General features: G+C 65.9%; 24 protein-coding genes. 11 read left to right on the top strand and 13 right to left on the bottom strand.

Annotated elements, in window-relative coordinates; translation table 11 throughout:
* Positions 1–264 precede the first annotated feature (264 nt).
* The 8 genes from ACYVKQ_RS00460 (at position 265) to ACYVKQ_RS00425 (ending at position 8,985) form a co-directional block, all read left to right on the top strand.
* Positions 265–1,074, top strand: coding sequence for a hypothetical protein (locus tag ACYVKQ_RS00460; RefSeq protein WP_460574500.1), 810 nt, complete (start codon positions 265–267; stop codon positions 1,072–1,074).
* Positions 1,075–1,196: 122 nt separating this feature from the next.
* A complete protein-coding gene (locus tag ACYVKQ_RS00455; protein ID WP_460574498.1) occupies positions 1,197–1,895 on the top strand; it encodes a DUF2306 domain-containing protein in 699 nt (232 codons plus the stop codon).
* Between the two features lie 31 nt (positions 1,896–1,926).
* Positions 1,927–2,766, top strand: coding sequence for a hypothetical protein (locus ACYVKQ_RS00450; RefSeq protein ID WP_460574496.1), 840 nt, complete (start codon positions 1,927–1,929; stop codon positions 2,764–2,766).
* A 171-nt stretch (positions 2,767–2,937) separates the two neighbouring features.
* The gene (locus tag ACYVKQ_RS00445) at positions 2,938–3,774 is read left to right on the top strand and encodes a helix-turn-helix domain-containing protein (RefSeq protein ID WP_460574494.1); all 837 of its coding nucleotides are present in this window, start codon (positions 2,938–2,940) and stop codon (positions 3,772–3,774) included.
* Positions 3,775–4,043: 269 nt separating this feature from the next.
* Positions 4,044–4,763: a pirin family protein gene (locus ACYVKQ_RS00440; RefSeq protein ID WP_460574492.1), complete on the top strand. Its 720-nt coding sequence runs from the start codon at positions 4,044–4,046 to the stop codon at positions 4,761–4,763.
* 202 nt (positions 4,764–4,965) lie between these two features.
* Positions 4,966–5,760 (top strand): rhamnogalacturonan acetylesterase, encoded by a 795-nt coding sequence (locus ACYVKQ_RS00435; protein ID WP_460574490.1) that lies wholly within the window; start codon positions 4,966–4,968, stop codon positions 5,758–5,760.
* The gene (locus ACYVKQ_RS00430; RefSeq protein ID WP_460574488.1) at positions 5,760–7,115 is read left to right on the top strand and encodes a glycoside hydrolase family 28 protein; all 1,356 of its coding nucleotides are present in this window, start codon (positions 5,760–5,762) and stop codon (positions 7,113–7,115) included. Before ACYVKQ_RS00435 ends, ACYVKQ_RS00430 begins: the two co-directional genes overlap by 1 nt.
* Positions 7,116–7,239: 124 nt before the next feature.
* Positions 7,240–8,985 carry a hypothetical protein gene (locus ACYVKQ_RS00425; RefSeq protein ID WP_460574487.1) on the top strand — a complete coding sequence of 582 codons (1,746 nt, stop codon included), beginning with the start codon at positions 7,240–7,242 and terminating at the stop codon, positions 8,983–8,985.
* 139 nt (positions 8,986–9,124) lie between these two features.
* Here the strand turns inward: ACYVKQ_RS00425 and ACYVKQ_RS00420 are convergent, their stop codons facing one another.
* From ACYVKQ_RS00420 to ACYVKQ_RS00395, 6 genes are all read right to left on the bottom strand, one after another.
* Positions 9,125–10,987 (bottom strand): M2 family metallopeptidase, encoded by a 1,863-nt coding sequence (locus ACYVKQ_RS00420; RefSeq protein WP_460574485.1) that lies wholly within the window; start codon positions 10,985–10,987, stop codon positions 9,125–9,127.
* Between the two features lie 168 nt (positions 10,988–11,155).
* On the bottom strand, positions 11,156–11,623 hold the full coding sequence (locus tag ACYVKQ_RS00415) for a hypothetical protein (RefSeq protein ID WP_460574483.1): 468 nt from the start codon (positions 11,621–11,623) through the stop codon (positions 11,156–11,158).
* A 177-nt stretch (positions 11,624–11,800) separates the two neighbouring features.
* Positions 11,801–12,742 (bottom strand): zinc-dependent peptidase, encoded by a 942-nt coding sequence (locus ACYVKQ_RS00410; protein ID WP_460574481.1) that lies wholly within the window; start codon positions 12,740–12,742, stop codon positions 11,801–11,803.
* A gap of 143 nt (positions 12,743–12,885) precedes the next feature.
* Complete coding sequence (locus ACYVKQ_RS00405) at positions 12,886–13,149, bottom strand: hypothetical protein (RefSeq protein WP_460574480.1); 264 nt, start codon at positions 13,147–13,149, stop codon at positions 12,886–12,888.
* Positions 13,150–13,190: 41 nt separating this feature from the next.
* Positions 13,191–14,603 carry a DEAD/DEAH box helicase gene (locus ACYVKQ_RS00400; RefSeq protein WP_460574478.1) on the bottom strand — a complete coding sequence of 471 codons (1,413 nt, stop codon included), beginning with the start codon at positions 14,601–14,603 and terminating at the stop codon, positions 13,191–13,193.
* 54 nt (positions 14,604–14,657) lie between these two features.
* On the bottom strand, positions 14,658–15,602 hold the full coding sequence (locus ACYVKQ_RS00395; RefSeq protein ID WP_460574476.1) for a YihY/virulence factor BrkB family protein: 945 nt from the start codon (positions 15,600–15,602) through the stop codon (positions 14,658–14,660).
* A gap of 125 nt (positions 15,603–15,727) precedes the next feature.
* On the opposite strand from ACYVKQ_RS00395, the gene ACYVKQ_RS00390 reads away from it, so the two are divergent.
* The gene (locus tag ACYVKQ_RS00390; RefSeq protein WP_460574474.1) at positions 15,728–16,249 is read left to right on the top strand and encodes a DUF2062 domain-containing protein; all 522 of its coding nucleotides are present in this window, start codon (positions 15,728–15,730) and stop codon (positions 16,247–16,249) included.
* A 93-nt stretch (positions 16,250–16,342) separates the two neighbouring features.
* Here ACYVKQ_RS00390 and ACYVKQ_RS00385 read toward each other — a convergent pair whose 3' ends face one another.
* The 5 genes from ACYVKQ_RS00385 to ACYVKQ_RS00365 all read right to left on the bottom strand — a co-directional run bounded on the left by ACYVKQ_RS00385 (position 16,343) and on the right by ACYVKQ_RS00365 (position 19,636).
* On the bottom strand, positions 16,343–17,335 hold the full coding sequence (locus tag ACYVKQ_RS00385) for an enhanced serine sensitivity protein SseB C-terminal domain-containing protein (RefSeq protein WP_460574472.1): 993 nt from the start codon (positions 17,333–17,335) through the stop codon (positions 16,343–16,345).
* 85 nt (positions 17,336–17,420) lie between these two features.
* Entirely contained in the window at positions 17,421–17,855 is a 435-nt protein-coding gene (locus tag ACYVKQ_RS00380; protein ID WP_460574470.1) for a c-type cytochrome, read from the bottom strand.
* Between the two features lie 29 nt (positions 17,856–17,884).
* Positions 17,885–18,553, bottom strand: coding sequence for an SCO family protein (locus ACYVKQ_RS00375; RefSeq protein ID WP_460574468.1), 669 nt, complete (start codon positions 18,551–18,553; stop codon positions 17,885–17,887).
* A 2-nt stretch (positions 18,554–18,555) separates the two neighbouring features.
* Positions 18,556–18,981: a hypothetical protein gene (locus ACYVKQ_RS00370; protein ID WP_460574466.1), complete on the bottom strand. Its 426-nt coding sequence runs from the start codon at positions 18,979–18,981 to the stop codon at positions 18,556–18,558.
* A gap of 136 nt (positions 18,982–19,117) precedes the next feature.
* Entirely contained in the window at positions 19,118–19,636 is a 519-nt protein-coding gene (locus ACYVKQ_RS00365) for a DUF4112 domain-containing protein (protein ID WP_460574464.1), read from the bottom strand.
* A gap of 198 nt (positions 19,637–19,834) precedes the next feature.
* Here ACYVKQ_RS00365 and ACYVKQ_RS00360 point away from each other — a divergent pair, with 198 nt between their 5' ends.
* Entirely contained in the window at positions 19,835–20,833 is a 999-nt protein-coding gene (locus tag ACYVKQ_RS00360) for an aldo/keto reductase (protein WP_460574462.1), read from the top strand.
* Between the two features lie 231 nt (positions 20,834–21,064).
* Here ACYVKQ_RS00360 and ACYVKQ_RS00355 read toward each other — a convergent pair whose 3' ends face one another.
* Positions 21,065–22,516, bottom strand: coding sequence for a diadenylate cyclase (locus tag ACYVKQ_RS00355; protein ID WP_460574460.1), 1,452 nt, complete (start codon positions 22,514–22,516; stop codon positions 21,065–21,067).
* A gap of 234 nt (positions 22,517–22,750) precedes the next feature.
* Here ACYVKQ_RS00355 and ACYVKQ_RS00350 point away from each other — a divergent pair, with 234 nt between their 5' ends.
* Positions 22,751–23,005, top strand: a complete 255-nt coding sequence (locus ACYVKQ_RS00350) for a hypothetical protein (protein ID WP_460574458.1) — start codon at positions 22,751–22,753, stop codon at positions 23,003–23,005.
* Between the two features lie 76 nt (positions 23,006–23,081).
* Here the strand turns inward: ACYVKQ_RS00350 and ACYVKQ_RS00345 are convergent, their stop codons facing one another.
* Positions 23,082–24,326, bottom strand: coding sequence for a Rossmann-fold NAD(P)-binding domain-containing protein (locus ACYVKQ_RS00345; protein ID WP_460574456.1), 1,245 nt, complete (start codon positions 24,324–24,326; stop codon positions 23,082–23,084).
* Positions 24,327–24,383: the final 57 nt, after the last annotated feature.

The raw sequence follows: 24,383 nt of genomic DNA, 5'->3' as shown, positions 1-24,383 counted from the left end.
CGACGCCGGTTTGCTGAAACCTGGGAAAGGCCCGCGCGAATTGCGCGGGCCTTTTTCGTGCAAGAGCGCCTGTTCAGCCGGAAAATCTGATCCGCTCAATACAATAAAACGGGTATATAGCGTTTTGCTGCCAGTTCCCGTCCGCAGGCTTGAGCCTTGACTTCCGACCCGGCCGGTAACCGCCCTCTCATGTTGCTGCCCTTCATCCGCCAACCGGTTTGGCGGATGCCGATGGCGCTTTGCCCATTACCAACTCACCTTCGTATGACTCAGCAGCCAACCGCGTGGCTGGGCGCCTTCCTGTGCCTGGGCTTCCTGGGAGCCGCGCCGCCGACCGACGTGCCCAAAACCAGCGGCGAGGCCGCGCCATCGGCCAAAAAACCAGCCGCTTCGCCCGCCCGCAAACCTGCGGCAGCGCGCAAAGTGCCAACGGCTAATGGGGTTTCCGGCGCAGCGGCCGCTTTTATGGCCAGCCACAACCTGACGCCGTGGTGGCAGGAACTCAACCGCAATCAGCCCGAAAGCCACGGTTTCGTGGGGGCCGACTACTACCGCCTCGACGTGGTGCTGCTCAGCGTGCAGCGCGATGCGCAGCTGGTCAACGTGTACCACGTGCGGGGCAAGCAGCGCTTCAAGGGGCGCATTTCCGCGTTTGCGGGCCGCTTCACGCTCGATGAAGTAGCTGAAAAGACACTAACGCGCACGCGCAACAACGTGCGCGAAACGCAAACCATTGCCACCGCCTTCACCGGCCGGTTCCGGTTTCAGCTGGCGCCGGCCAGCCGGGGCGTGCTGGTGGGCGACGTGACGGTGGATTTGCGCCCGCAGCCGTTTCCTGCCGGCGACCCGCGCCCCACCGGCTTCACCTTCGACGGCGAGTGGCACCAGCCCGATGGCCAGTATCGCCCCGTGGCCTGGTCCGACGACGTGTTCAGCCTGGGCAAGGCCCTGTTGGGCGACTTTGAAATCGGCAGCCGCAGCCCCGATATCAACCCGCGGTACTACCACGCCGGCTGGGACACCTACTGGGAAAACGACGAATGGTGGACTGCCGCGCGCGGCCGCCGCCGGTAGTCAGTCCGCCGCGCCGGTGCTGCTGCTTTTGCGGCATTGCGCTACCCGTCGAGTACCACACTACGCCTGAAAAATGCTACCTTAAAAGGGTGGTCTGCTAACCGTATTTATTGCCTGATAATATGCCGGAACATACGCTGGGAAGCCGGGTGGGGCAGGGGCTGATCGGAGGGGGCATTGCCGCCTTTGGGCTGCTGATGCTCACCAAAGTGCTGCCGTACCTGAGCTTTGAGCCCGGAATAGAGTTTCTGACCACCAAAAGCACGACCGTCAACGCCGATCTGCTTTTTCGGGTGGGCTTTTACGTGCACATCACCAGCAGCCTGTGGGTGCTCGGGGCCGGGCTGGTGCAGTTTTTTCCCGGCCTCACGCGCCATCACCAGCCCCTGCACCGCACGCTGGGCAAGGTGTACGTGGCGTCGATTCTGCTGCTGGCGGCCCCGTCGGGGCAGATTCTGGCCCTGTATGCCAACGGCGGGCTGGCGGCCAAGGTCGGCTTCAGCCTGCAGTGCGTGGTGTGGTGGCTGAGCACCTGGCAGGCCTACCGCATGGCCCGGCAGCACCGCTGGACCGAGCACACCGAGTGGATGCTGCGCAGCTTCGCCATGACGCTGGCCGCCATGAGCCTGCGCCTGGAAAGCTACGCCATGTTCTACCTGCTCGGGACCAAACCCATCGAAACGTACCTGACCGTCACTTGGCTGTCGTGGACGGGCAACCTGCTGCTGGCCGAAGTGCTGGTGCAGGCCGGCCTGGCCCGGCGGCTGCTCCGCCACTTCCGCACCCAGCCCCAGCCCGCCGCTACGGCCGTAGCGGCCTGATTTGCCTGCTCACCTACTTCCAACACCTGCTATGAAACCGTACCTGTTCTTTGCCGCGCTGGGCCTGCTGCTCGGCGCCTGCCAGCGCCACGTGGAGGGCGACCGGGCCGTGGCCACTTCCGTGCAGGGCCGCACCCAAGCGGCCACGCCGGTTTCGGCGGCACCCGCTACGCCGGCTGCCGAGCCGGAAGCTACTGCGCCCAACACCCCCACGGCCCTCACCGCCGATGACCTGCAGTTTTTGCGGCAACACAACCTGGCAACGCTCTGGCAGCTCAACGCGCAAAACCCCGCCGCCCAAAACGGCGCGTACGGCACTGACCACTACCGGATAGAGTTTGTGTTCATCAGCGTGGAGCGCGACGCGGCGCTGCCGAACGTGTACCACGTGCGCGGCAAGAACCGCTACAAAAAGACCGTCATGCCTTTTGCGGGCGACATTGTGCTGGAGCGGCTGAGCCGGGAGCAGCAGCAAACCAGCGGCGGGCCAGTGCCGGTGTACGCCGCCACCGGCCGCTTCGAACTGCGCGAGCAGGGCACAGCGGAGGCGGGCGTATTCCAGGGCCGGGCGGCCATCGACTTCAACTTTACGGACGAAGGGGAATTGTACCTGGACACGTACCAGCCCGAACAGCCGGCTGCCCGCAACGGCGGTTACCTCTTCGAAGGGCACTGGACCAACGCCGCCGGCACCGTGCGCAAGCCCGTGCTTTGGGCCGATAGCTTCCTCAACATCGCCGGCGAAGTGCTTAAGGATTTCACCATCGGCGAGCGGGACGTGACCATCAACCCCAGGTACGCGCGGCTCGGGTGGTCGAACTACTGGGAAAACGAGGAATGGTGGGCCGAAGCCCCCACAGCGCAATTATAGCCCTGGCGCTATCAGGAAGGCCAAATAATTGGGTGCACACGGGTTAAGCAGCCTCAGCGGATTGTGAAAAAACTTTTAGCTAATTGAATTAGTAAAAGCAAGAAGCCGTTAGTACCTTCACGAGCCGGTAAGCCGTTGAGGGCGAATTCCGTTAGCCGGCTCCCCCGCCCCATGATCAATACGAACCTTAAATTCTGGCGCCGCGAACTGGGTCTGACCCAGGCTCAGCTGGCCGATAAGCTCAGCATCAAACGCTCCCTGATCGGAGCCTACGAAGAGGGCCGCGCCGAGCCCAAGCTCACCACGCTGGTGAAGATGGCCCGCCTGTTCGGCATCTCGCTGGACGCGCTGGTCACCACCGACTTCTCCAAGAAGCGGCAGGCCGCCGCCGTGCTCCGGCAGCTGCAGAACGTGCCCGCGCTGGAAACGGCCGGCACCGACGGCGCTTCCGTGACCGATCCGGAGCGCACCACGGGTGAAAACCTGCGCGTGCTCGCCTTTACCGTGGGCCAGGACCAGCAGGAAAACATCGAGCTGGTGCCGCTGAAAGCTGCGGCCGGCTACCTGAATGGGTACGCCGATCAGGAGTACATCGAGGACCTGCCCAAGTTCCGCCTGCCCATGCTGGGCCAGACGGGCACGTTCCGCGCCTTCGAAATCAGCGGCGACTCCATGCTGCCCATTGCTTCCGGCACCGTTATCGTGGGCCGCTACGTGGCCGACTGGAATGAGGTGAAGGACGGCACGCCCTGCATTGTGGTCAGCAAAAAGGAGGGCATCGTGTTTAAGCGCGTGTTCAACCGACTGAAGGATGCTGCCGCGCTGACTCTGCACTCCGACAACCCGGTGTACTCGCCCTACGACATCGACGTGGACGACGTGCTGGAAATCTGGGAAGCCAAGAGCTACATCAGCAGCACCTTCCCCATTGCGGACCTCTCGCTGAACCGCCTGGCGAGCATCGTGCTGGATCTGCAGAAGCAGGTGACAACGATGAAAAAGGCTTAACCGAAGGATTACCGCTTAAGTCACTTTAGCAGACGTTGGGAAAGCCGGGAGCAGCACTGCTCCCGGCTTTTGCTTTGTAGGCCCCCTTTACGTTCTGCCTAGTGGTGGAAGAGGAGGGGCGGCATCGAATCGTCTTAGAAATTCGGGCAATCGGTTGCGCGGCGGAAATCCGCGGAAATTCGTGCTTTAACTTTAGCCCGCCGCTCCGCGTATGCGAGGCAATTGCCGGGGCCGCCGGCGCCCTACCAAACGCTCCTTTTTCCAAGCCCATGCTCTCCTTCATCGCTGCCAACGAACGTTTTCATGCTCAGCCGGTGGCTTGGCTCAGCAGCTACCACCTGTTCAGCTTCGCCGGTTATTACGACCCGAAGAACATGCACTTCGGACCGCTGCGCGTGTTCAATGACGACACGGTGGCGCCCAACGCCGGCTTTCCGCAGCACCCGCACCACGAGATGGAAATCGTGACCCTCGTATTAGAAGGGGAGGTGTCCCACGAGGACACGATGGGCAACAAGACCACCATCACGGCTGGGGAAGTGCAGCGCATGACGGCCGGCACGGGCCTGGCCCATTCCGAGTTCAACCGCACCGACAAGCCGCTGCAGCTTTACCAGCTGTGGTTTATGCCGAACCAGAAGGGGCTGACGCCGAGCTACGAGCAGAAAGACGTCGACTTCCTGGACACCAAAAACGAGCTCGTGCCGCTGGTGTCGGGCCAAAAGGTGCTGGAGGACGTGGTGTACATGAACTCCAACACCAGCATCTACTGGAGCAACCTGCGGGCCGACAAGGAGCTGGAGTTCAAAACCTTCCCGATCCGATTGACATTCATTTACGTGCGGGAAGGCTCGATTCTGATCAACGGTACCCAACTCAATCCTGGCGACCAAGCCCGCATCACTGACGAGCACGTGCTGCATATTCGCGCCGAGCGCGACGCCCAGTTTATTCTGATTGACCTGCCCGCGGCGGAAGCCAACTACTAAACCCGCGTACATCGCTCAAGCAAGTTCAGCAGCCAGGCATCCGTCTGGCTGCTGGCATTTTAGGCCCGGCCGCCGCTGCGCCTGCCCACGTGCAGGCTTGATCAGTGGACCAAGGCGTGAGGTGGCAGGAGGGTGCAGGATGGGCCGGCCGCCGGCCGTGGCGTCTTTGAGGACTGATTACCTGGTTTCCTCCCTTCCCGCCATGAATACTTTCCTGATTTCACGCCGCGGCATACGCTGCTGGCCCTTGGCACTGCTGGTGCTGGTGCTGGCGGCCGGCGCCGGCCGGCCCGCGCGTCGGCCCACGCTCTACCTGATCGGCGACTCCACGGTGCGCAACACCCACGCGCCCCAGATGGGTTGGGGAAGTCTGCTCGGCAGCTTTTTCGACTCAACGCGGCTGCGCGTGGCCAACCACGCCATGGCCGGCCGTAGCACCCGCACTTTCGTCTCGGAGCAGCGCTGGCGCCGGGTAGACTCGCTGCTGCGCCCCGGCGACTTCGTGTTGATGCAGTTTGGGCACAACGAAGGTAGTGCGCCCGATACCACTAAGGCCGGCCGGCGGGGCGTGCTGCGCGGCACAGGCGAAGAAACCAAGGACCTGGTCTGGCCCGACGGGCGGCGCGAAACGGTGCACACCTACGGCTGGTACCTGCGCCAGTTCGTGCGCCAGGCCAAGGCCCGGGGCGCCACGCCGCTGATTGCCTCCATGATTCCGCGCAACCAGTGGACCGATGGCAAAGTGCGCCGCGCCGACAAGGATTTCGGGCTCTGGGCGGCCGAGGTTGCCCGGCAGGAAGGCGTGGCGTTTATTGACCTGAACCGCCTCAGCGCCGACAAGTACGACCGGCTCGGGCCAGCTGAGGTAGCCAAGCTCTTTGCCGGCGACCATACGCATACCAACGAAGCCGGTGCCCGCATCAATGCTGCCTCGGTGGCGGAGGGGATGCAGGCCAACCGCAAGCTGGCGCTCCGCAAATACCTGCTTTCCAACTGATGGCACGGCCCCTGCAAACGCGGCGCGCGGCGCATCCTGCCTCAGTGGCCAGCCGCCTGTTCGCTGCTGGTCGCGCCGCACGCCTTGGCCAATGGCTCATCGGGGCCACCCTGCTCGCAACGCCAGCCAGCGCGGGGGCGGGCCCATCCTCCCGGCAGTTTCCCATCACGGCCTACGGGGCCGTGGCCGACGGCCTGACCGTTAATACCAAGGCGGTCCAGGCCGCCATCGACGCGTGCGCGGCGGCAGGCGGCGGCACGGTGGTGGTGCCGGCGGGCGTGTATCGCACCGGCGCCGTGTTTCTGAAGCTGGGCGTGGCTCTGCGCGTGGAGCAGGGTGGCGTGCTCAAAGGCTCCATCAACCCCGACGATTATCCGCAGGTGGCCACCCGTTGGGAAGGCATCGAGCGGGAGTGGACGGCGGCGCTGGTCAACGCCGAAAACCTGCGCAATGTGCGCATCAGCGGCCCCGGTACCATCGACGGGGCCGGCGACGAGTGGGTGCGCCGCGCGCAGCAGGAGCGGGAGCAGCGCGGTGGGGCCGTGCCGGCGGGGCCGTACCGCGGGCGGCCGCGGCTGATCTGCGTGCAGCGCTGCGAGCGGGTGCGCATTCAGGACCTGCAGCTGCACAACCAGGCCGTGTGGGGCCTGCACATCCTCTATAGCCAGGATGTAACGGCCGAAAACCTGCGCATCACCGCCGACCACAACATTCCCAGCTCCGACGGCATCGACGTGGATTCCAGCCGCAAAGTGCGCATCAAGGGCTGCGACATCGACGTGAACGACGACTGCATTTCCATCAAAGCGGGCAAGGATGCCGACGGGCTGCGCGTGAACCGGCCGAGCGAAGACATCCGCATCGAGGACTGCCGCTTCGGCTACGGGCACGGCGGCGTGGCCATGGGTAGCGAAACCTCGGGCGGCATCCGCAACGTGCTGGTGCGCCGCTGCGTGGTGGAGGCCGGCAACTGGGCGCCCATTCGGTTTAAGTCGCAGCCCAGCCGCGGCGGACTGGTGGAAAACATCACCTACCGCGACATTCGGCTCAACGGTACCGGCAAGGCCGTGGAGTTCAACATGGCCTGGCGCATGGTGCCGCCGCTGCAGCCGCCCGCCGCCGTGCTGCCCGTGGTGCGCAACGTGCGCATCGAGCAGGTGACCGGCATTGTGACCACCGTGGGCGACATCCGCGGCCTACCCGACAGCCCCGTCCAGGGCGTGCGCTTCAAAGGTTGCCTGATCAAAGCCAAGCGCGGCCTGATCATCGAGCATGCTCGGCGGGTGAAGCTGGCTGGTCTGCGGATGGAAGTGGAAGAAGGCGCCGCGCTGGTGCGACAAGTAAACGTGCAGTAGAGCGTCGCGCGCCCACTCGCCACCCACACAGCCTGCACCGGCAAACTGCCCACCCAACTAATTCCACAACAACTGCCCGGCTGACCGATCCGAAGGTTGCACCGCCGGCGGCTCGCTTTCCATCATGAAAATTCTCTTCCACGCGGCCGTTTGGCTGCTACTGGCCGGGCGGCTGCAGGCCCAGCCGCCGGCCCCCGCGCGGCCGGCACCGCTGCCGACTACCGTCATCGTGCCGGCTTCTGATTTTCTGGAAGAAATGCCGAAGGGCAATACCATTGCCGACGCCAGCGCCCTGAAAGTGCCGTGGGTATTCAACAACACCGCCCTGGTACTCAAATCGAAAACCAACTTACTGACACGGGTGCAGGTGCCGGAAGCGGGCACCTACCACCTATTCGTGCGCGGCCAGGGGCAGGGGCGTGCTTCGTTCAAAGTAGCCGTCAACGACCAAGTCACCGCGGCAAGCTTCGGGGCGGGGCCGCTGAGCTGGCAGGCGGGCGGCTCCTTTGTGCTGCCGGCGGGCACGGCCACCATCAAAATCACCCGCATCGAGGCCGCGCCCGCCTTCGACGTGCTGGTGCTCAGCCAACATGCCGGCCTGCGCGAGGACGATGTGCGGCCCAACCAGCTGCACGAGGACGTGCAGCTGCTCCAGGAATACCGGATTCCCGTTGCCAACGCGGTGAAGTTCGGCGACGTGACCGGCGACGGGCAGACCGACCTGCTGGTGCTGGAACCGGATTTCTCGGCCCACGTGTTCGACCACGACGGCCGGAAGCTGTGGAGCTACGAGGCCCCGGCGGAGTACAAAAAAGAGCGGTCGGAGTTTGAGGCGCCGGGCGTGGTCTGGGACTTCGACGGCAACGGCCGGGCCGAAGTGGTGCACTGGCGCTTCATCGACGGGCAGGAGTGGCTGGTGGTGGCCGATGGCCGCACGGGCAACATCCGGCGCAAAACGCTGTGGCCCACCAAGCCCTTGCCGCACTTCTACAACAACTTCCGGCTGGCCATTGCCCAGCTGCACCCCGGCGCGGGGCCCAACGACCTGGTGGTGTTCACCGACATGGGCGGCTCCATCAACGTGCAGGCCTACGACGCGCAGCTGCGCTCGTTGTGGAGCCACGCGGAAGCGCGGAAAAAGGACCACTTGGGCCACTACGTGTACCCCGTGGACCTCAACCAAGACGGCTTGGACGAAGTGCTGGTCGGCTCCCTGCTGCTGGACCCTAACGGTCGGCGCATCTGGGACCGGTTCGACCTGCTGCCCGACAACCACGACCACGTCGACTCCTACAAGTTTGCCGACGTGAACGGCGACGGTCAGCTCGACGTCGTGGCGGCCAACAGCGAGACGGGCGTGTTCGTGTACGAGGGCCTGACGGGGCGCATCCTGTGGCAAAACACCGCCGAGCACAGCCAGCAGCTGGCCGTCGGACCGTTTCTGCGGGGCGTGCCCGGGCCGCAAGTCGTCATTGGCGGGCGCACCTACGGCAACCGCGAAATTGGGGAACCGTACCTGTCGAGCCAGCTCTACTGGTTTGATAACCAGGGCAACGCCGTGAAAAAGTGGCCCGGCAACCCCATCAACGGCAACCCCGATTTCGTCCGCGGCAACTGGCGCGGCGACGGATCGGTGGACCTGTTCTGGTACAAATTCCGGCTCAACGAGCAGGGCGCCGGCCGCCTGTACTTCCCCGACCCGGTGTTCCATATGTTTGACTTTCAGGGCCGCGGCGCCGAGGAGGTCATCACGCTAAGCCCGGGCGTGCTGCGCGTGTACGGCCATCGGCACGCCCAATACAGCGGTCAGGACGCGAAAAAGAACCTGGATTACCGCAAAAGCGTGGTGGTGAATCACACGCACTACTAGCCTTGGCCGGCAGCAGAAGCGGCCCCGGGCGGCGGCGTAGTGGGTGAATCGAGGAGGTGGCCAGCGAGCAGGAGCGGGGACAAACAAAAACGGGCGGGACCCGATGGTCCCGCCCGTTCAACATACGGCCAAATCAGCGCTACATCGTGTACTTGCGGCCCTGGTTCTGCTGCTTCAGGTAAGTCATCAGCGGCTGGAAGTAATCGACCATGGCGCGGGCGGAGAGGTCTTCGCCGGTTTTCTCGCGCAGCAGCTGCCGCCAGTCGGCCGAGGCGCCGGGGTACATGATGTCGTAGAGGAACTTGCCGACCTCCTTGCTGCCGTAGTAGTTGGTGGCGTGCGGGTCCTGCTTCAGGATGTTCTTGCTGATGTGGTCGTGCAGCTGAAACAGGATGACGTAGCTCAGTGCGTAGTCGTAGTACTGCGCCGGGTCGTCGTTGATGTGCGTTTTGGTGGCCGGGTCGAGGAAATTCTCCCCGCGCGCCGTGGGCGGCACGATGCCCTGGTACTGCTTGGCCAGCTTCCACCAGCGGGCGTTCAGCTGGTCCTGCGAAAGGTTGTCGGCGTAAAACGAGTTTTCCCACTCGCTCATCACGCCCGAGGCGAAGGGGATGAACACCACGTAGTTGAGCGCCTCCTTGAGCAAGGTCTGCGTCTCGTTGGTTTGCGTCTTCGCATCGACGAGGCCCAGGCCGGCCAGGAAGGGTTTCTGGGTGGCCGCCAGGCCCATCAGGCTGCCCATGGCCTCGTGGTAGCCACGGTTGGCGCCGCCGCGCAGCAGCACCGGCACGTCGGGGTTGGTGTAGGTCAGGTAGTAGTAGATGTGGCCCAGCTCGTGGTGGGTCGTTTCGTACCACTCCGTATTGGGCTCCACGCTCATCAGGCTGCGCACGTCCTGGTCGAGGTTCATGTGCCAGGCCGAGGCGTGGTTGTTCTTCTTGTACGTCGCGTCTTTGGGCAGCGGGTACAGGCTCGACTTCTCCCAGAACACGGCCGGCAGGGCCGGGAAGCCCAGGCCCTGGTAGAAGCGCTCGGCCTGCTTCACCTGCCACTCGGCGCCCTTTTTCTCCAGCGTCGCGTCGAGGTTCAGGCCCTTCACGTCGACCATGGCGCTCCAGTCCTGGCCCCAGCGGTTGGGCAGCCAGTGGGCGGGCAGGTAGTCGGGCACCTGCTTCTGACCGTACTTTTTGGCCAGCTCGTAGCGGGCGTAGGTGTGCAGCTCGCGGTAGAGCGGGCGCAGCTCCTGGTTGATTTTGCGCACCAGCTGCATCATCTCCTCCCGCGTCATGCCGTAGTCGGAGGCCTGGTAGGTGAAGTAGTCGGGGTAGCCCAGGGCTTGCACCACCTGGTTGCGCAGGGTGCGCAGGTTCAGCAGCCCTTCCTTGAGCGTGGGGCCCACCGCCTTCGACGCTTCCCAGGCCGCGAGGCGGCGCTGCGGGTTTTTCTCGTCGCGCAGCACGCGGTCCAGGTCGTTGGTCGTCACGGCTTTGCCCTGGTACTTGTACTCGTAGCCGTAAAGCTTCTCGGTCTGCTGCGTTTCGGCCTTGATGCGGCGCTTCACCACGTCGGCCACGGTCTGGGGCGAGCCGGCGGCGTTGTAGAGGGCCGTATTGAGCTGCTTGACCTGAATGGGCGTCAGCTCGGCTTTGTGCTCCAGCAGCTCGCGCAGCCGGTTGATGTTTTGGGTGCTGCCGGTGAAGGCGGCCAGGGCCTCGTTGGCGCGGGCCGTAGCGGCCGCGTTGGTCGTATCGCCGGCCACGATGCGGGTGTTGGAGCGCCACTCCGCCTCCGCCGAGGCCGTGTACAGGCGCTGGTATTCCTGGGAGTAGGCGCTCAGAAACTGCTCGGCTTCGCGCGGCCAGCTGACGGGCGCAGGCTGGGCCGCGGTTTCGGCCGGGGCGGATGCCGGAGGCAGGGCCGCGCCGACATTGGTTTTAGGCGCTGTGGGCGCGCAGCCGGCCAGCAGCATGGCCGTGAGCAGGGGCAGGAGGGTTTTTTGCATGGCGAGGGAGCGGGAATAAGGCTTCGGGCCTAAATGTAGCACCTGGCTGAAAACACGGCTTCCGACCGTGCGTTGCGCCATCCTGTTCTCACAAGCATCTGCATGTACAATCCGTCCGATTTCGGTACGCAGAAATTTTAGCGTGACGACGGTATTAGAGAGGGATATTCAGGGTTGAAAAAACTTTTCCACCACCCACTTGCCGGCGTAAAGAACGGCCGAGAACAGGCATCCCAATATCAACACGTCTACCGCCGACATGATGTAAGTTAGCCTAAGACCGCCAAGCTGGTCGTAGAGGAATTTTGCAAGGGGGTTGCCCAAACTAAACTTGTATCCTACACCACAGTGGTATTTTGGCACTTTTACGAGCTTCTGTGGGTATACATATCCGCGGTAGCGTGAATAACGAATTGGCGGTTGACTTCTGTCATCGATGTAATAATCCCGTGATTGACCTAGGTTGTAAACCCAAAGGGCTTGTAGGGGCCCCCAGAGCACGGCTGCCAAGGTGAAGGCATTCGCGTACTGCTTCAGGCGCGGGCGTTCGGCGTTGAGCCAACGGCCAATGGCTCGAAAGAGCATCACCCCAACGATGCTCGGCAACAGAATGTACAGCAGGACGAAGGGGTGCACGAGTAAATGTTCTTGAATGCGGACCCGTCCGCCGTTATGATCTTTTTGAAATGCTCGCCTGTACAAAATACATAGATATGTCGGCGAGATTATGGCTCGACCAGATCAACCCGGTTGCGTCAGAACCCTGTTGAGAAGGAAGGAGGCAGAGTTTGGCCGCGTTAGGCGGGAAGGCGACTACGCTGCGGCCTCTGCTTCCTGCTCCCGCTGGCAGCAGTTCTTGAACTTCTCGCCCGAGCCGCAGGGGCAGGGGTCATTGCGGCCCAGGCGCTTGGGGGCTTTCTTGAGCAGGCGGCGCGGGTCGAAGCGGGCGAAACGCAGGCCGGGGTCCTGGCGGAAGGTGCGGGTGAGCAGTTCGTAGAGCTCGGGGTGGTGCTGCTCCAGCTGCTCGGGCTTCTCGAAGAAGTACTCGAGCACCACGGCAAAAAACTCGGCGGTGCTCGTGCCGCCGTAGTCGCCGATGCTGGATTTGCCGGCCCGGATCTGCTCAATCTCCTCGTGCATCACGCGCCGCCACTCCGGCACCAGCGCGGGCGGCAGCAGCAGCAGCGGCACCCCGTCGATTTGCCCGTCGGCCTCGTCGAGCAGGTGCGCAAACTCGTGGATGCCCACGTTCTGCTTGTCCTTCGCGTCGCGGAAGCCCTGCTCCAACGCGGCCTTGGAGAGGCGCATGTAATGGTCGGACTGGAAATTCTGCACCGAGCCGAGCAGGGTGCCTTCGAGCGGGGCCACCTCGGAGTCGGTGTTGCGCGGCAGCTGCCAGGCGTCGGGAAAGACGAGCACCTCGCCGAGGTTGTCGTACTCCCAGCCGCCGCGAAAGCCGAAGATGGGAATGACGGCCGAGCAGGCCACCAGCAGCCGCGTCGCGTCGTCCACGCGGGTTTTGATGCCGGTGATGCGCGTCTGGGCCAGAAACAGCTGCACCTGCTTCTCGAAGCGCAGCTGCTCCGTGTCGGTCAGGGCCGAATAGAAGGCGACACGGTCGGCAAGGATCTGGCGCCAGGCCTCGGGGAAGGGCTGGCGCAGGGTGGCGGCCCGCTGCCGGCTGCCGGCGGTGACGTAGCGGTAAATCAGGAAAGCAATGCCAGCCAACACGGCCAGGCCCATCAGGTAAGTCATCGGGCGCAAGAACGGCAGGCGCCCGGGATGGTTGCCCTTTCTGGGTAAGGCAGCCTGGTTATTCGCCGAAGCACGCCGGGCCGAGGTGCACGGCCAACCGCTCGCGGAGCAGGCGCACCAGCGCCGGATCCTGAAACGAATACCTATCCGGGATGCGCAGGCAGACGGTCGGCGTGGCGCTTCTCCATCACGAAGACGACCTCCGCCCAGCCCAAATGCCCGGCCGTGACGCGCACGCGGGCCCCGGGCTCGGTACCCGCCGAGCGGGCCTCGTAGTGCGGGTGGTGGTCGAACAGCCGCTCCGCCGTCAGGCTGCGCCAGCGGTTCTGGCTGCAGATAAACAGGAGCTTACGAACTGGGTGAAGCGCTGACCCCGCCCCAAAGTCAGTTGGTTCTGCGCTAGCCATGTTCAGTGCCGCGGTACCCAGGGATGAAACACGTGCCGCGCTTACCGCACCTCCGTCACGCGCACCTTCTGCCCCTTGATGCGGGCGCCGGCCATGCTTTCCTGCACGGCCTTGCCGGCGGCGCGCGGCACCGAAATGTAGCTGTAGTGGTCGAACACCTCGATGCGGCCGATGTCCTCGCGCTGCAGCCCGGCCACGTTCACCAGGGCCCCCACCAGGTCGTGGGCGCTGACCTTCTGCTTGCGCCCGGCCGATACGTGCAGGGTGACGGTGGTCGGTTTGGCGACCTTGGCGGCCGGCGGCAGGGCCGGGGCCTGCAGCGGCGCCCACTTGATGGCTTTGTCGAGCGGCCAGCGCTGCACCGTGGCCTGCTCAGCGGGCGTCACCAAAAGGTGGGCCGTACCGGCGGCGCCGGCGCGGGCCGTGCGTCCGGCCCGGTGCTGGAAGGTGTCGGCCTTCTCGGGTACTTCGTACTGAATCACCGTGTCCAGATCGGTCACGTCGATGCCGCGGGCGGCGACGTCGGTGGCCATCAAGGCCAGGGCCGAGCCGTTGCGCAGCTTCAGCAGGGCTTTGTCGCGCTCGGGCTGGGGCAGCTTGCCGTGCAGGGCCGCCGCCGCAATGCCGCGGCTGGTGAGGAACTGCGCCAATTCCTCGCAGCGCTGCCGGGTGTTGCAGAACACCAGCGTGCGGCCGGTTTCAGGCAGCTGCAGCAGGTGAAAGAGCGCGGCGGGCTTTTTCTCGGCGGCGCCCACGTGGCCCAGCAACGTCAGCGACTCGGGCAATACGTCGGCGCGCAGCTCGGCTTCCACGTGGCGGGGCCGGGTGAGATTTTTGCGCACCAGCTCCAGCACTTTGTCGGGCATGGTGGCCGAGAACAGCAGCGTCTGGCGGCGGCGCGGCAGCCGCTGCACGATGTTGGCCAGCGCCTCCTGGAACTTCAGCTCCAGCAGCTTGTCCGTTTCGTCGATGACCAGCAGCTGCAGTTTATTGGGAATAATGGTGCGGCGGTCCAGGTGGTCGAACAGGCGGCCGGGGGTGGCCACCACCACGTGCGGGGCCTGCTTGAGGCTCTTGGTTTCTTCCTGGAAGCTGTGGCCGCCGTAGAAGGCCGCCACGCGCAGGTTGGGCAGGAATTTGCCGAGGCGCTTGAGCTCGTCGCGCACTTGCAGGGCCAGCTCGCGGGCGGGCACCAGCACCAGGGCCTGCACCGCGTCCTGCGTCACGTCGAGCTGCTGGAGCAGCGGCAGACCGTAGGCGGCGGTTTTGCCCGACCCCGTGGGGGCCTGTCCGGCAATGTCTTGCCCGGCCAGCACCAGCGGCACCACCTGCTGCTGAATGAGCGTCGGCTGGCTGTAGTTCAGCTCCGCCAACGCGCGCAGCAGCGGCTCAGCTAGGCCAAGGGAAGCAAAATCGGGGGTAGGAGCAGCGGGCGTAACAGCAGCGTCGGACATCAGCGGAATTAGAAAGCGGGCTGCGAAGGTACGAAACCTCGCGCCGGGGCGGGCCTAGGCGTCCGCGTCGGGCTCGGCCACGTTCACCAGACGGTAGCGCACGCCCGAGGGCTTGGGGCGCAAGGGCTGCCCGGCGTACTGGGCGTACACCTTCGTGAAGCTCGCGCCGAAGTAGAACATCATGGCCGAGTAGAACACGAACAGCAGCAGCAGCACCACCGACGAGGCCGGGCCGTAGATCGGGCCGAGGTTGCGGGGCCGGAGCAGCACGTGCAGCACCCGCTCGCCGAGCTCGAACAGCACGCCGGTCAGCAGGGCCCCGCGCCACAGCGCCGGCCAGGGCACGTGGGCGTGGCTGAGCGTGCGGAAGGCCAGCCCAAACCAAGCCGACAGGATCAGCAGCGACACGACATTGTTCAGCAACCCGACCAGCAGCACCGCGCTCAGGTCGAAGTCGGCCACCAGGTCGCTGAACAAATGCAGGAGCGAATCGGCCATGATGGCGGCCACGGCCAGCCCGGCCGTAGCCAGCAGGGCCGAGCCGGAGCGGGCCCGCTCGCGCAGTACCCGGCCCAGCCGGCCTTTTTGCGGACGGGGGCGCACCTGCCACAGGTCGTTGAGCGAGTTCTGAATCACCACGAACAGCGTGGTGGCCACGAACGTGAGAAAGCCGAACCCCAGGGCGGTGACCCAGTGGCTGCGCTGCAGGTTGGTCACGTTGGTCACAATCTGCTCCAGCAGGCCGGCGCCGGGCGTGCCCAGCAGGCCGGCCACCTTTTCCAGCAGCAGCACCCGCACCTGCGAGGCCGGATACAACGAGCCCAGCACGCTGATGAACAGGATCAGGATGGGCGGCAGGGCAAACGTGGTAAAAAACGCCGTGGCCGCGCCCAGCCGCAGCGGGTCGTGGGCCGATAGCTCGCGGCCAGCGCGGCGCAGCAGGGTAAAGAAATCGGGCCAGCGGTGGTGCAGCCGGCCGGTGGGGCGTACTTTTGTCATGCCAAGCCGGAATGCGGCCCGCCAAACCGCAGGGCCGCGCAAATGTTGTGTGAAACGCGGCGCGGCCCGCGGCTGTTTCCCGGGGCTGCCAACCTTGCCGGCCCCGCGCCGCTCTTGCTGAAACCATGTCGACCGATACTGCCTCCGTCCGCCCGGGCTTTTTCCGCCGCCGCTTCGTGGAGCCGCTGTTGGGCCAGCTGCGCCAGGGCCTCTCGCCCACTCAGCTGGCCTTGACCGTTGCCCTCGGCACGGCCTTCGGCCTGGTGCCGCTGCTGGGCGTGACCACCGTACTGGGCACGGCTGTGGCCGTGTGGCTGCGCCTGAACGTGGGCGCGTTACTGCTCGTGAGCCACCTGCTCAGCCCCGTGCAGCTCATGATTCTGCTGCCGCTGCTGCGCTATGGGGCGGGCCTGCTCGGCGGGCCCAGCGGCAGCCAGATTACCCTGGCGCGGGTGCAGTACTTGCTCAGCCACGACTGGCAAGCGGCCCTGCAGCTGTTCTGGCGCGCCGAGGTAGGGGCGTTGCTGCTGTGGCTGTTGGGCTCGATTCCGGTGGTGCTGGCGTTGTATGCGGGGCTGTTGCCGCTGTTTCGGCGCGTGGCCCGGCGGCAGGCCGAAGCCGCCGCCCGCGTCCCGGAAGTGGAGTAGGCCAAAAGCGAACGTCACTGCGGGGAGCCGCGGCATCGGGTGTGCTGATGCCGCGGCTCCCCGCAGTGACGTTCGGGCGCTTAGCGCAGCTGCCTAAGCCTGCACGCGGCGGTACACCGCCTGCTGCTGGCTGAAGAACTGCGTGAGCGGCTCGTTGGGGTCGGGGCTGAGGCGGGCCACGTCGATGGCCTCCTGCTGCAGGTGCGCCTGAATAACCGGGCCGAGCTCCTGCAGAAAGTCCATGTCCTCACCGTCGACGTTGAAGGCCAGCAGCAGGCGCGAAGGCGCTTCTTCGCCCTCAATCAGCACCTGCGCCAGGTAAGCCGCCTCGATGTGGGCGTGGCGGCCGCAGAACTCCTGCAGGGCCGAGGCCAGCTCCTCCGGCACTTCGGGCATGGGCAGCAGCTGGGCCTGCGGGCCCTGCTCGGCGCCCTCGGCGGGCTGAGCAAAGATGCGGCCCGACAGCAGGTCTTCGATTTCCGGGGCCACCAGCAGCTTGCCGAAGGGCGAGAAGGGGTTCAGCACGCACTCGGCGCCCTGGGTCATCTGGAAGAAGCCCTGGCCGGGCACACGCAGGAAGGATACCTCGCCCTGAATAGCGGCGCCGTCGTAGATGCGCTCCTCGGAGGAGAATACCGGGATGCGGCCGTCGTGGAGCACATGCAGCTGCACTTCGGTACCTTCTTCCACGGTCACTTCGCCGGGCTCAGCGCCCTCCACGGGGTTGGTGAGCACGAAGAGCTGGGCCTGCAGCAGCTCGTGGTAGAACGCGAGGCGGTACTGCGGATCCTGCGCGGCCAGCAGCAACACCTGCTCCAGGTTGTTGGTGGGCTCGAAGGGGAGCTGCTGCGGCTCCGGAATGGGCGGCGGGGGCGGCGGCGTCGCCGAAAACGACGGCTGAATCTGCGCGGCGTTCTGGGCGGCGAAGGCCGGGCGCTGGTAGCGCGGGCCACCGTCGGCTTTGGGAGCGGCGGGCTGGGCACCCTCGGCGGGCGTAACGGCCGGGGTGGATGGCTGCGGGGCGGCGGGCGGCGTAGCGGCGGACTCGTCGCCGGGTTTTTTCTTTAGAAAGTCGAACAGACCCATGATACGGTAAGCGGATGAAGATGCAAACTAATCAGGTTTGGGCGAAAACCAGCTGCCGGGCGCGCAAACTGCGCGGGCCGGGGGCCTATCGGCCGTCTGAGCCCGCGCAGGGCCCCAGCAGTTCGCTTACCTCCCGGATGGTGTACTTGGGCCCGCGGTTGCCCCAGGCGCCGTTCACGTAGTTCAGCAGGTTGGCAATCTGCGAATCGGTGAGGTCCTCGTGGCCGGGCATCACCTGGTCGTAGTGCACGCCGTTGACGACAATCGGCCCGCGCTGCCCCTGCCGGATCAGGCAGGGCAGCGCGTCGCGGTGCTTGGTGAGGTAGTCGGCGCCGGCCAGGGGCGGAATCAGCCGCCGCAGCCCCTCGCCCTGCTCGCCGTGGCAGCTGGCGCAGTGCGTGGCGTAGAGCCGCTGGCCCTCGTTCTGGCGGTCGGTAAAACACGCCGGCAGGGCCAGGCCGGCCGCCGCCAGCAGGGCCGCGCCGCGCAGAACAAGCCGGAAGGAGCGAAAGCGGAACATAAAACGGCGGATATAGGCGGGCGCGGCGGCTAGTTGGCCGCCGTGGCTTTGGCCGGACCGAGTTCGGCCAGCAGGCGCGGCAGCTCGGCCAGCAGGCGGTCTACTTCCTTTTCGTTCACGCCGTCGTACACGCCGCGGATGTGCTTCTGCGGGTCGACGAGGACGAACGCGCCGCTGTGCACGGCCCCGCCGGGGGCTTTGTCGTCGCGCTCGGCGGCCACCATGTACTCACCGGCCAGGCGGAAAATGGTGTCGCGCGGGGCGGTGGCGAAGTGCCACTGGCTGGCGTTCATCACGCCCAAGCGCTGGGCGTAGTCGCGCAGCACCGGCAGCGTGTCGTGGTCCGGGTCGATGGTGTGCGACAGAAAGGCCACGCGCGGGTCGTTTTTGTACTTCTCGTACACGCGCAGCATCTGGCTTTGCATCTTCGGGCAGATGCTCGGGCAGGTGGCAAAGAAAAAATCGGCGATGTACACCTTGCCGGCGAAGGTAGCCGGGGTGACGGCCACGCTGTCCTGGTTCAGCAGCGCAAACGTCGGAATGCGGGGGTACACCGTGTCGCCGGGGGCTTCCTCCTGCCCGCCGTAGCGCGGCAGGGGCTTGGTGGCCGCTTGGTCGGGACCGGATTGGCAGGCGGGTAACAGCAGGGCGGCGGCAGCCAGGCCCAGCAGCGGGCGGAAAAACGGGAATCGGGGCATGGTCATTGGGCTGAGCCGGCCGCGGCGGGCAGCACCGCGCGGGCCGAGTCGATACTGTGTCGCATCAGAACACCCACCGAGTCGATTCGGTGCTGCTGCTGCGCCAGGTAGGCCATGGCGCGCTCGTGCCGCATGGTGTCGGCGGGCTTGTGGTACTGGCGCATCCACTGCATCATGCTCTCGTCGGCGGCGAGCAGGGCGCGGCGGCGGCGGGTGGCCTCGGCCGTGTCGGGCAGCTGGGCCATTTGCTGGCGCAGGCGGTACAGCTCATCCATGCGGGCCATCAGCTCATCGTGGCGGGCCATGAGCTTGGCCTCGGCTTCGGCTTGCTTTTGCTCGTCGCTTTGCAGCTGCAGGCAGCCGGCCGCCAGCAGGGCCAGCAGCGGCAGGGCTTTCCACGCGCCCAGGGTTCTACGGGGGGTATTCACGGCCGCAAAGGTAAGGCCCGAATGCCGGATACCCGCCCCTGGTAGGTCAGTAAGCCGACCGGCCCGGGCAAAAACGCCGGGCCGGCGGCGCACCAGTTCTGGTGGCAAGGCCGGCACAATCCGCCGTTGCGGCGCCTTACTGCATGTATTCCCAGGCCCAGCGAAACAGCCAGTAGGCCAGCCACGCCACGCCCGCCGCGATGAGCAGCAGCACCCCGAGCACCAGCACGATCAGGCCGGTGCCGGAGCCCTGATACCGACCTTCGCCGTAGTGCTGGCGCAGCAGGCGCACGTTCCGCTCATTGCTCTTGTAGGCAAAGTCAAAGAGGTTGCCGATGATCGGAATGCTTCCGACAAGGGTATCCAGCAGCACGTTCAACACCATCAGCACCACCACCTTGCGCGAAGCGCCGTGGCGGATCATGGTGACGATGAGCGCGGCGGAAATGGCGAAGGTGCCCAGCTCGCCCACCACCGGAATCAGGCCCAGGATGGGGTCGAGGCCGAAGCGGAAGCTGGTGCCGGGTAGCTGAAACTGGCTGTCCATCAGGTGCGCTACCTTGTCGACCCAGCGCAGGCGGGCATCGGTGGCGGCGCGGTCGGCAGCCGGAGAGGAGGAGCGAACGGCGGCATATTTGTTGAGCGAGGTTTCCATAAGGGGAGGGCTGAAGGACGCTTACCTGCTAGTACGCAAACCCGGCCGGCCGCGGCGAAATCACCCGGCGGAGCGGCCGCCCCACGCCGCGGGTTGGCGCGCCGCTGGTAGCCTTTTGGCGGCGCGCCCAATCAATTTGCCCGGCCGCGTGGTTATCCGCTGTTGTTCCATTCATCCTTACCCCAAACACCGCTTCGCATGAGCACCCTGCCAACCCGCCAGCTCGGCCGCCAAGGCCTGGAAGTATCCGCCCTCGGCCTCGGCTGCATGGGCATGTCCGATTTTTACGCCGGCCGCGACGACGCCGAGAGCATCCGCACCATTCACCGGGCCGTGGAGCTGGGCGTCACCTTCTTCGACACGGCCGACATGTACGGGCCCCACACCAACGAGGAGCTGGTGGGCCGCGCCCTGCACGACCGCCGCGACCAGGTCATCATTGCTACCAAGTTCGGCATTCAGCGCGACCCGAACGACCCCTCGAAGCGCGGCATCAGCGGCCGGCCCGAGTACGTGCGCCAGGCTGTGGAAGGCTCCCTCAAGCGCCTCGGCGTCGACCACATCGACTTGTACTACCAGCACCGCGTCGACCCCGATACGCCCATCGAAGACACCGTGGGGGCCATGGCCGAACTGGTGCAGCAAGGCAAAGTGCGCTTCCTGGGCCTCTCCGAAGCCGGCGCCGACACCATCCGCCGGGCCCACGCCGTGCACCCCATCACGGCCCTGCAGTCGGAGTACTCGCTCTGGAGCCGCGACCCGGAAGACGGCATCCTGCAAACCGTGCGCGAGCTGGGCATTGGCTTCGTGCCTTACTCGCCGCTGGGCCGGGGCTTCCTCACCGGCCAGATTCAGCAGTTTGAGGACCTGGCCGCCGATGACTACCGCCGCTTCACGCCGCGCTTTCAGGGCGAGAACTTCCAGAAAAACCTCGACCTGGTAGCGCGCATCAACGCGCTGGCTCAGCAGAAAGGCTGCACGCCCGGGCAGCTGGCTCTGGCCTGGGTGCTGGCCCAGGGCGACGACATCGTGCCCATTCCCGGCACCAAGCGCGTGTCGTACCTGGAAGAAAACGTGGAGGCCCTGCAGGTGCTGCTCAGCCCCGACGACCTGCGCCAGATCGATGAAATAGCCCCCAAAGGCGCGGCCGCCGGCCCGCGCTACCCCGCCGAAATGATGCAGTCGGTGAACCGGTAGCCCTCCCGCAGTGGGGGCAACCGGCCGCCGTTGCGGGGGCTCGATGATGCAAACGCTGAAAGGCAGAAGCCACTGCGCCTAGCAGTGGCTTCTGCCTCCGACGCCCGCCAAAAAAGCACCGTGCGAAACCGGCAGACGCCGGGTTGGCACGGTGCTTTTGCTGTCGGTTCATTGTGCCCGGTCGGTGGCTTGGTAAGGCCGAAAGCATGACCCGACCGTGAGCCGTTACCACTACTTCTTCGAGGGCAGCAGATCAATCCAGCCGTCTTCGCTCACCACCACGGCCAGCGTGGCGTAGCGGGCCGATTCCACGTAGCGCAAGGCCGAGTTGTAGCGGGAGCCGCGCGAGGAGTCGCCTTTTTCGGTGGCCAGCCCGTCGAGGATGGCCCCAATGGCGTAGCAGGTGCCGCGCGGGTCGATGAGCACCGCCCCGTCGATGTTGGTAACCAGGCGCAGCACCGAGGGCGTCATGTAGCGCGGCGCCACCCGGAAGCTCTGCCGCGTCAGCCGCTGCGACTCCAGCCCCGCGTTGTCCGACACCACCAGGATGGTCCCGTTGGCTTGGTGCGTGGCCTGCATGGTCAGCTCCCAGAGGTGGGTGACGGCCCCATCGTCGAGGTTGGGCCAGAGGCGGCGCACCGTTTCGGCGAAGGCTTGCTCGTTGATGCGGCCTTTGGGCAGCCGCGGCGTGCCCGATACCACGCGCATCATCACGTGGTCGGCGTAGCTCAGCTCCCAGTTGTGGTGAGTGGTAAAGCGCACCTGAAACAGCGGTTCGTACTGCGGGTCGGAGGTTTCGACGAGGTAGCCGAGCCCGAATACGTGCGCCGCGTCGGAAACCAGGGAGGTGCGCCCCTCGCTCATCTCCAGGAGCTTGCGGATGGAGCGGTGGTCGCGCAGCGGCACCGGGGACTCCAGCGTGAGCACCGGTACGATGGCGGGGTGGTTGCGCCGGGCCACGAGCATGGTGCCGTGCACTTCGGAGCCCTCGTGGCGCAGGCCGGCCACGCCGTTGCAGGCATCGTAAAGGCCGTGGTTGCCGCCGGCCGGGCCCTGCATAAAGCGCCGGGCGGCCGCGCGCAGCAGCTCGTTGTAGTCGCGGTCCAGAATGGGGCGGTCTTCTTCCTGATCCAGGTCGGAGCCGCGCAGCGCCTTGCTGCACTCCAGCAGAAACTCGCGCACCACCGCGTGCAGCAGCGACTGGGAGCGGGATTCGTGGCTGATTTCACCCGGCAGGCGGTAGTAGCTCCGGAGCGCGTCGGTGGAGAGCTGCAGCACGGCCATGATCAGGTAGCCGTTGATGAGCACGGGCAGCGAGCAGAACACGCGCTTGCCATCCTGCTCGGCCAGCGGGGCCAGCTCCAGCTCCACGGCGCGGCGCAGCATGCCGTACCAGCGCAGCTTCTCGAAACGGTCCTGGTCGTCGTGGTGCAGGTGGTACACCAGTTCCCGGGCGCCGTCGAGTTCCAGGGCGGTGGCGCGGTCCTTGACGTGCGCGAAGCTTTCGGGCTGGTAGCGGTGCGAGGCGGGCTCTACGCGCACCGCGCCGGGGGCGTCGCTTTCGCGCGCGGCCGCGAGGCCCACCAGCAGCACTTCGGGGCGCAGGTTGCGGTCGAGCAGATTGAAGACACCCTCGGCGAAGAGTTGCGCCGAGACCCGGAACAGACTTTGGTAATCCCACATGCGGAGCGAAACAAGCCCGCCGGCCGTGGCGGGCCGCCGGTAACGGCCTTACCTACGCGAAAGCCGGCCGGAAGGTACAATTCCGAATCCGGGCGCCAGAATGGCGCCAACTTTTTGGGGATACCACGGTTCCGTTACGGAAGGGAAAGAGCCGCTAATAGTTTGCATACGCCTTTCATTACCTGTAACTTAGAGAAGGAAGCTGTTGTCTTCGTTTTCCCCGTCTTGCCGGCTATGCTCGTAGATCTGATGTTTGCGGCGTTTTGCGCAGTGCTGTGGCTGCCGTTGGTCACAGGCTACTGCGCTTACAGCTACGACCGGTCGTTTTGGCTGTGGTTCGGGCTGGGGCTGGCGTTGCCCGGCGTCTCGTTCGTGGCCCTGCTGCTGCTGCTGTGGCGCGAGCAGCGCAACCCCGGCAACCGGCTGCTCCAAGAAGCCCGCCGCATACTGGCCGAGGCCGAGGCGCACGAGGTGGAGCCCTACGAGTAACGCAGGGAGTGTACGATTACATCTTGGGTTGCCTTCCTGGTACTGCTTGCGCCGCCACGTGAAGCGTTAGCCCAAATCAACGCGGGCCGTTGGCAGATTCGCTTAGCCACTGCCGAATGCCCTGTGCCGCCCATGCCCCCGTGCTGAAGCACCCCTGCAGCAGGTAGCCGCCCGTCGGCGCTTCCCAGTCCAGCATCTCACCCGCCACGAAGGTGCCCGGACGCCGGCGCAGCATCAGGTGCTCGTCGACTTCCGCAAAGGGCACGCCGCCGGCCGTGCTGATGGCCTCGTCGAGCGGGCGCAGGGCTGCCACCGGCAGCGGCAGGGCTTGCAGCAGCGCGGCCAGCTGCGCGGGGTCGGCCAGGGCCGCGGTGGGCGCGGCTTCGCGCAGCAGGGTGGGCACCGGAGGTCCGAGGCGCAACGCCTGACGGAGCACTTCGGGCAGGGAGCGGCCGCGCCGGGGCTGCTGCAGGCGCGCCAGCAGCTCAGCGGCCGCCAGGTCGGACTTGAGGTTGAGCAGCAGCGGTGTGGGCGTTGCGTGCTGCAAGGCGCGGCGGATGGCGGGCGTCAGCGCGTACACGGGGGTGCCCTCCAGGCCGTAGTCGGTCAGCATGATTTCGCCCCGGGCTTCGACGGCCCCGCAGCGCAGCACCACGTTCTTGAGCGGTGTGCGGCCGACTTTCTCCCGAAAGAAAGCGGACCAGGGCACTTCTACTCCGCAGTTGCCCGGCGCGAAGGGCTCAAGCAGCAAGTTGGCTTCCTGCGCCAGCACCGGGGCCCACTGGCCGTCGGAGCCGGTTTTGGCCCAGCTGGCGCCGCCCAGGGCCAGCAGCGTAGCCTGGGGCTCCAGGATCAGCTCCTGGCCGTGGCGGGCGTCGAGCAGGCGCAGGCCTGCCGCGCCCGCAAAGCCCAGCCAGCGGTGACGCGTGTGCACGGCGACGCCCAGCGCCGCGAGGCGTTGCAGCCAAGCCCGCAGCAGCGCGGCGGGCTTGTGCTCCGGGGCCGGAAACACGCGGCCGCTGCTGCCCACATAGGTCGCAATGCCTAAATCGGCGGCCCAGCGGCGCAGCGCGTCGGGCCCAAAATGCCGTAGAAACGCCTCGAACTCGTGCTGACGGCTGCCGTAGCGGGGGCCAAAGCCCGCGGCCGGCTCGCCGTTGGTCAGGTTAAAGCCGCCGTGCCCGGCCACCAGAAACTTGCGCCCTGGGGTTGCCTGGGCCTCGAACACGGCCACGCCGCTCACGCCGGCTTCGGCCAGGTGCTGCGCCGCCAGCAGGCCCGCGGGCCCGCCGCCGATGATGGCCACGGTGGGTTGCTGCATATAAAAATCGGGGGCTGCCCGAAGCCGGAATGGCTGGCGGGGCGGCCGCAAAAGTAA

This window comes from Hymenobacter coalescens (assembly GCF_054783195.1).
The sequence above is the reverse complement of the archived record's forward strand: the minus strand, read 5'-3'. Positions and strand labels throughout refer to the sequence as shown.

Bases quoted from the DNA above. Each gene is read 5' to 3' on its own strand.
- ACYVKQ_RS00350 (WP_460574458.1), top strand. From the start codon at position 22,751: ATGCTCGTAGATCTGATGTTTGCGGCGTTTTGCGCAGTGCTGTGGCTG.
- ACYVKQ_RS00445 (WP_460574494.1), top strand. From the start codon at position 2,938: ATGATCAATACGAACCTTAAATTCTGGCGCCGCGAACTGGGTCTGACC.
- ACYVKQ_RS00430 (WP_460574488.1), top strand. From the start codon at position 5,760: ATGGCACGGCCCCTGCAAACGCGGCGCGCGGCGCATCCTGCCTCAGTG.
- ACYVKQ_RS00355 (WP_460574460.1), bottom strand. From the start codon at position 22,516: ATGTGGGATTACCAAAGTCTGTTCCGGGTCTCGGCGCAACTCTTCGCC.
- ACYVKQ_RS00420 (WP_460574485.1), bottom strand. From the start codon at position 10,987: ATGCAAAAAACCCTCCTGCCCCTGCTCACGGCCATGCTGCTGGCCGGC.
- ACYVKQ_RS00380 (WP_460574470.1), bottom strand. From the start codon at position 17,855: ATGTTCCGCTTTCGCTCCTTCCGGCTTGTTCTGCGCGGCGCGGCCCTG.
- ACYVKQ_RS00405 (WP_460574480.1), bottom strand. From the start codon at position 13,149: ATGGCTAGCGCAGAACCAACTGACTTTGGGGCGGGGTCAGCGCTTCAC.
- ACYVKQ_RS00360 (WP_460574462.1), top strand. From the start codon at position 19,835: ATGAGCACCCTGCCAACCCGCCAGCTCGGCCGCCAAGGCCTGGAAGTA.
- ACYVKQ_RS00385 (WP_460574472.1), bottom strand. From the start codon at position 17,335: ATGGGTCTGTTCGACTTTCTAAAGAAAAAACCCGGCGACGAGTCCGCC.
- ACYVKQ_RS00345 (WP_460574456.1), bottom strand. From the start codon at position 24,326: ATGCAGCAACCCACCGTGGCCATCATCGGCGGCGGGCCCGCGGGCCTG.
- ACYVKQ_RS00425 (WP_460574487.1), top strand. From the start codon at position 7,240: ATGAAAATTCTCTTCCACGCGGCCGTTTGGCTGCTACTGGCCGGGCGG.
- ACYVKQ_RS00395 (WP_460574476.1), bottom strand. From the start codon at position 15,602: ATGACAAAAGTACGCCCCACCGGCCGGCTGCACCACCGCTGGCCCGAT.
- ACYVKQ_RS00375 (WP_460574468.1), bottom strand. From the start codon at position 18,553: ATGCCCCGATTCCCGTTTTTCCGCCCGCTGCTGGGCCTGGCTGCCGCC.
- ACYVKQ_RS00440 (WP_460574492.1), top strand. From the start codon at position 4,044: ATGCTCTCCTTCATCGCTGCCAACGAACGTTTTCATGCTCAGCCGGTG.
- ACYVKQ_RS00455 (WP_460574498.1), top strand. From the start codon at position 1,197: ATGCCGGAACATACGCTGGGAAGCCGGGTGGGGCAGGGGCTGATCGGA.
- ACYVKQ_RS00365 (WP_460574464.1), bottom strand. From the start codon at position 19,636: ATGGAAACCTCGCTCAACAAATATGCCGCCGTTCGCTCCTCCTCTCCG.
- ACYVKQ_RS00460 (WP_460574500.1), top strand. From the start codon at position 265: ATGACTCAGCAGCCAACCGCGTGGCTGGGCGCCTTCCTGTGCCTGGGC.
- ACYVKQ_RS00410 (WP_460574481.1), bottom strand. From the start codon at position 12,742: ATGACTTACCTGATGGGCCTGGCCGTGTTGGCTGGCATTGCTTTCCTG.
- ACYVKQ_RS00435 (WP_460574490.1), top strand. From the start codon at position 4,966: ATGAATACTTTCCTGATTTCACGCCGCGGCATACGCTGCTGGCCCTTG.
- ACYVKQ_RS00450 (WP_460574496.1), top strand. From the start codon at position 1,927: ATGAAACCGTACCTGTTCTTTGCCGCGCTGGGCCTGCTGCTCGGCGCC.
- ACYVKQ_RS00400 (WP_460574478.1), bottom strand. From the start codon at position 14,603: ATGTCCGACGCTGCTGTTACGCCCGCTGCTCCTACCCCCGATTTTGCT.
- ACYVKQ_RS00390 (WP_460574474.1), top strand. From the start codon at position 15,728: ATGTCGACCGATACTGCCTCCGTCCGCCCGGGCTTTTTCCGCCGCCGC.